Here is a 5,404-nt window from a genome sequence, read left to right as displayed (position 1 = left end):
TTCTGAAATGCTTTAGAATTTTGTTTTTCCAATCAGGGGCTTAACGCCTTCTGAGGTTCTTTAACAATGGGGTCAGGTTATTTGTGTGGGCGCTGGCTGTGGTGGTCGGTGCGATCATCAAAGTCAGTGCTCGTTGATTCGAGTGCGGTCTTTGAGCTTGTATAACGATGGTTCGCCATCGGAATGATTTAAACTGAAGAGTTTGATCATGGCTCAGATTGAACGCTGGCGGCACGCCTAACACATGCAAGTCGAGCGGCAGCACCTCCTTCGGGAGGCTGGCGTGCGGCGGACGGGTGTGTAACGCAAGGGAACTAACCCAGTAGTGGGGGATAGCCCGGGGAAACCCGGATTAATACCGCATACGCCCTGAGGGGGAAAGCGGGCTCCGGCTCGCGCTATTGGATGGGCCCATGTCGGATTAGTTAGTTGGTGGGGTAACGGCCTACCAAGGCGACGATCCGTAGCTGGTCTGAGAGGATGATCAGCCACACCGGGACTGAGACACGGCCCGGACTCCTACGGGAGGCAGCAGTGGGGAATATTGGACAATGGGGGCAACCCTGATCCACCCATGCCGCGTGTGTGAAGAAGGGCTTAGGGTTGTAAAGCACTTTGAGCAGGGAGGAAAACCTGATCGTAAATACCGGTCAGTGTTGACGTTACCTGCAGAAGAAGCACCGGCTAACTCCGTGCCAGCAGCCGCGGTAATACGGAGGGTGCAAGCGTTAATCGGAATTACTGGGCGTAAAGGGCGCGAAGGCGGTTTGGTAAGCGAGTTGTGATAGCCCCGGGCTCAACCAGGGAATGGCAAATCGAACTGCCAAGCTAGTTTGCAGCAGAGGGCAGTGGAAAACCAGGTGTAGCGGTGAAATGCGTAGATATCTGGAGGAACACCAGTGGCGAAGGCGACTGCCTGGGCTGACATTGACGCTGAGGTGCGAAAGCGTGGGTAGCAAACAGGATTAGATACCCTGGTAGTCCACGCTGTAAACGCTGAGAACTAGTCGTTGGGGCTATTAGAGCCTTAGTGACGCAGCTAACGCGATAAGTTCTCCGCCTGGGGAGTACGGCCGCAAGGTTAAAACTCAAATGAATTGACGGGGGCCCGCACAAGCGGTGGAGGATGTGGTTTAATTCGACGCAACGCGAAGAACCTTACCTGGTCTTGACATCCTGCGAACTTGGTAGAGATACCTTGGTGCCTTCGGGAGCGCAGTGACAGGTGCTGCATGGCCGTCGTCAGCTCGTGTCGTGAGATGTTCGGTTAAGTCCCGTAACGAGCGCAACGCTTGTCCTTAGTTGCCAGCGGTCCGGCCGGGAACTCTAGGGAGACTGCCGGTGACAAACCGGAGGAAGGTGGGGATGACGTCAGGTCATCATGGCCCTTACGGCCAGGGCTACACACGTGCTACAATGGGGCGCACAGAGGGCAGCAAGCGCGCGAGTGCAAGCGAATCGCTTAAAACGCCTCGTAGTCGGGATCGGAGTCTGCAACTCGACTCCGTGAAGTCCGAATCGCTAGTAATCGCAGATCAGAATGCTGCGGTGAATACGTTCCCCGGCCTTGTACACACCCCCCGTCACACCATGGGACTGGACTGCAGGAGAAGCGGTTAGTCTAACCTTCGGGAGGACGATCGCCACGGTGTGGTTCACGACTGGGGTGAAGTCGTAACAAGGTAGCCGTAGGGGAACCTGCGGCTGGATCACCTCCTTATCGACACGCCGGCGCCACGCCAGCGTCCACAACAAATAACCTGACCCGTTGTAAAGAGCATGAACACGATCTGGGCCGGGCCCGGAGAGGGTGACAGCGCCCTTAGGTGAGTTTGGGTCTGTAGCTCAGTTGGTCAGAGCGCACCCCTGATAAGGGTGAGGTCGGTGGTTCAAGTCCACCCAGACCCACCAGAACCACCACCAGGGTGGTTGTGGTTGGTGGCAAAGGGGCCGTAGCTCAGTTGGGAGAGCGCCTGCCTTGCACGCAGGAGGTCAGGAGTTCGATTCTCCTCGGCTCCACCAGTTCCGACATCGGCGTGAGACGCCGCTGACGGGGTCAAAGATGAGTGTTTTGGTGGCAAAACATTGATCTGTGATTCCGCATCACGATGCTCTTTAACAAAGTGGCAAGCAATGAATTGAAAGTCTGATGTTCATTGACCGCAATCCACACTCAGTGGATTGGGGTCGTGGCACTGACTCAAGCGTTGAATCCGGCGTAATGGCAGTAGCCTGCACGCACGCTGAGCGTGCGCTGCGGGTTATATAGTCAAGCGAATAAGCGCAAACGGTGGATGCCTTGGCAGTCAGAGGCGATGAAGGACGTGGCAGCCTGCGATAAGCGTCGGGGAGGTGGCAAACAACCTTCGATCCGGCGATTTCCGAATGGGGAAACCCACCTGGTTTCGGCCAGGTATCGCCCGCTGAATACATAGGCGGGCGAGGCGAACCCGGGGAACTGAAATATCTAAGTACCCGGAGGAAAAGAAATCAACCGAGATTCCCCAAGTAGCGACGAGCGAACGGGGATTAGCCCTTAAGCTTGTGGGTGGGTAGTGGAAGTGTCTGGAAAGTCACACCATAGAGAGTGATAGTCTCGTACGCGAAACGCGCCCATAAGTGAAATCGAGTAGGACGGGGACCGTGAAAACCTGTCTGAATACGGGGGGACCATCCTCCAAGGCTAAATACTCCTGACTGACCGATAGTGAACCAGTACCGTGAGGGAAAGGCGAAAAGAACCCCTGTGAGGGGAGTGAAATAGACCCTGAAACCGTTTGCGTACAAGCAGTGGGAGCACCCTTCGGGGTGTGACCGCGTACCTTTTGTATAATGGGTCAGCGACTTACTTTCAGTGGCAAGGTTAACCGTCTAGGGGAGCCGCAGGGAAACCGAGTCTTAAATGGGCGAACACAGTCGCTGGGAGTAGACCCGAAACCGGGCGATCTATCCATGGCCAGGGTGAAGGTCGGGTAACACCGACTGGAGGCCCGAACCCACCTATGTTGAAAAATGGGGGGATGAGTTGTGGATCGGAGTGAAAGGCTAATCAAGCCCGGAGATAGCTGGTTCTCCTCGAAAGCTATTTAGGTAGCGCCTCGTGTATCACTGGCGGGGGTAGAGCACTGTTTGGGCTCGGGGGCCATCTCGGCTTACCAACCCCTTGCAAACTCCGAATACCGCCAAGTGCAATCACGGGAGACAGAGCATGGGTGCTAACGTCCGTGCTCAAGAGGGCAACAACCCAGACCGCCAGCTAAGGTCCCCAAGTACCGGTTCAGTGGGAAACGATGTGGGAAGGCACAGACAGCTAGGAGGTTGGCTTAGAAGCAGCCATCCTTTAAAGAAAGCGTAATAGCTCACTAGTCGAGTCGGCCTGCGCGGAAGATGTAACGGGGCTAAACCGGTCACCGAAGCTGCGGACGCCTTTAAAGGCGTGGTAGAGGAGCGTTGTGTAGGCCTGCGAAGGCGAGTCGAGAGGCTCGCTGGAGGTATCACAAGTGCGAATGCTGACATGAGTAACGATCAAGGAGGTGAAAACCCTCCTCGCCGGATGACCAAGGTTTCCTGCGCAACGCCAATCGGCGCAGGGTGAGTCGGCCCCTAAGACGAGACCGAAAGGTGTAGTCGATGGGAAACGGGTTAATATTCCCGTACCTCGCGTGAGTGCGATGGGGGGACGGAGAAGGCTAGGCGGAGCCGGGCGAGTGGTTGTCCCGGTTCAAGCGAGTAGGCAGTGGCTGTAGGCAAATCCGCAGCCGCGACGTCGAGACGCGATGACGAGCGCCCAAGGGCGCGAAGCCGCTGATGCCATGCTCCCAGGAAAAGCCTCTAAGCTTCAGCTCACGTGGGACCGTACCCCAAACCAACACAGGTGGTCAGGGTGAGAATCCCAAGGCGCTTGAGAGAACTCGGGTAAAGGAACTAGGCAAAATGGTGCCGTAACTTCGGGAGAAGGCACGCCGCGCTAGGGTGACGGGACTCGCTCCCCGAGCTCGAGGCGGTCGAAGATACCAGGCCCCTGCGACTGTTTACTAAAAACACAGCACTGTGCGAACTCGAAAGAGGATGTATACGGTGTGACGCCTGCCCGGTGCCGGAAGGTTAATTGATGGGGTTAGCTCCGGCGAAGCCCTTGATCGAAGCCCCGGTAAACGGCGGCCGTAACTATAACGGTCCTAAGGTAGCGAAATTCCTTGTCGGGTAAGTTCCGACCTGCACGAATGGCGTAACGATGGGGGCGCTGTCTCTACCCGAGACTCAGTGAAATTGAAATCGCTGTTAAGATGCAGTGTATCCGCGGCCAGACGGAAAGACCCCGTGAACCTTTACTATAGCTTCACAGTGAACTTTGAGCAGTCTTGTGTAGGATAGCTGGGAGGCTTTGAAACGGTGACGCCAGTCACCGTGGAGCCGTCCTTGAAATACCAGCCTGGGTTGTTTGAGGTTCTAACTCAGTCCCGTTACCCGGGACGAGGACACTGTGTGGTGGGTAGTTTGACTGGGGCGGTCTCCTCCCAAAGCGTAACGGAGGAGCACAAAGGTGGGCTAAGCACGGTCGGACATCGTGCGGTTTGTGTAAAGGCACAAGCCCGCTTGACTGCGAGACATACTCGTCGAGCAGGTGCGAAAGCAGGTCTTAGTGATCCGGTGGTTCTGTATGGAAGGGCCATCGCTCAACGGATAAAAGGTACTCCGGGGATAACAGGCTGATACCGCCCAAGAGTTCACATCGACGGCGGTGTTTGGCACCTCGATGTCGGCTCATCACATCCTGGGGCTGAAGCCGGTCCCAAGGGTATGGCTGTTCGCCATTTAAAGTGGTACGCGAGCTGGGTTTAGAACGTCGTGAGACAGTTCGGTCCCTATCTGCCGTGGACGTTGGAGATTTGAGGAAAGCTGCTCCTAGTACGAGAGGACCGGAGTGGACGAACCTCTGGTGTTCCGGTTGTCACGCCAGTGGCATTGCCGGGTAGCTAAGTTCGGACAGGATAACCGCTGAAGGCATCTAAGCGGGAAGCCCCTTCCAAGATGAAATCTCCCCGGGCCCTCGAGGCCCCTCAAGAGCCGTCCAAGACCAGGACGTGGATAGGCCGGGTGTGGAAGCGCTGCAAGGCGTTAAGCTAACCGGTACTAATGGCTCGTGAGGCTTGACTATATAACACCCCAGCGCATGCTCCGGATCAACGCTTGAGCCAGCGCCACGCAACACCAGACTCCATTGCCTGCCACACCCTTTTTTGCCTGACGACCACAGCGGGCGGGAACCACCTGATCCCATGCCGAACTCAGAAGTGAAACCGCCCAGCGCCGATGGTAGTGTGGGAGATCCCATGTGAGAGTAGGTCATCGTCAGGCTCCTATACCCAAAGCCCCGCCCGGCTACGCCGTGCGGGGCTTTTTT

2 tRNA genes and 3 rRNA genes are annotated in these 5,404 nt (G+C 56.5%); all 5 read left to right on the top strand.

Annotation, left to right across the window (positions count from 1 at the left end):
- Positions 1-190 precede the first annotated feature (190 nt).
- Positions 191-1,720 (top strand): 16S ribosomal RNA (locus tag CK501_RS16555).
- 114 nt (positions 1,721-1,834) lie between these two features.
- Positions 1,835-1,911: transfer RNA gene (locus CK501_RS16550), tRNA-Ile, on the top strand.
- A 35-nt stretch (positions 1,912-1,946) separates the two neighbouring features.
- Positions 1,947-2,022: transfer RNA gene (locus CK501_RS16545), tRNA-Ala, on the top strand.
- Positions 2,023-2,267: 245 nt separating this feature from the next.
- Positions 2,268-5,158, top strand: a 23S ribosomal RNA gene (locus tag CK501_RS16540).
- 85 nt (positions 5,159-5,243) lie between these two features.
- Positions 5,244-5,358 (top strand): 5S ribosomal RNA (gene rrf, locus CK501_RS16535).
- Together the 16S, 23S and 5S rRNA genes with 2 tRNA genes alongside form the textbook arrangement of a ribosomal RNA operon.
- Positions 5,359-5,404: the final 46 nt, after the last annotated feature.

The organism is Halovibrio salipaludis, assembly GCF_002286965.1.
GTDB classification, from domain to species: domain Bacteria; phylum Pseudomonadota; class Gammaproteobacteria; order Pseudomonadales; family Oleiphilaceae; genus Halospina; species Halospina salipaludis.
The sequence above is the reverse complement of the archived record's forward strand: the minus strand, read 5'-3'. Positions and strand labels throughout refer to the sequence as shown.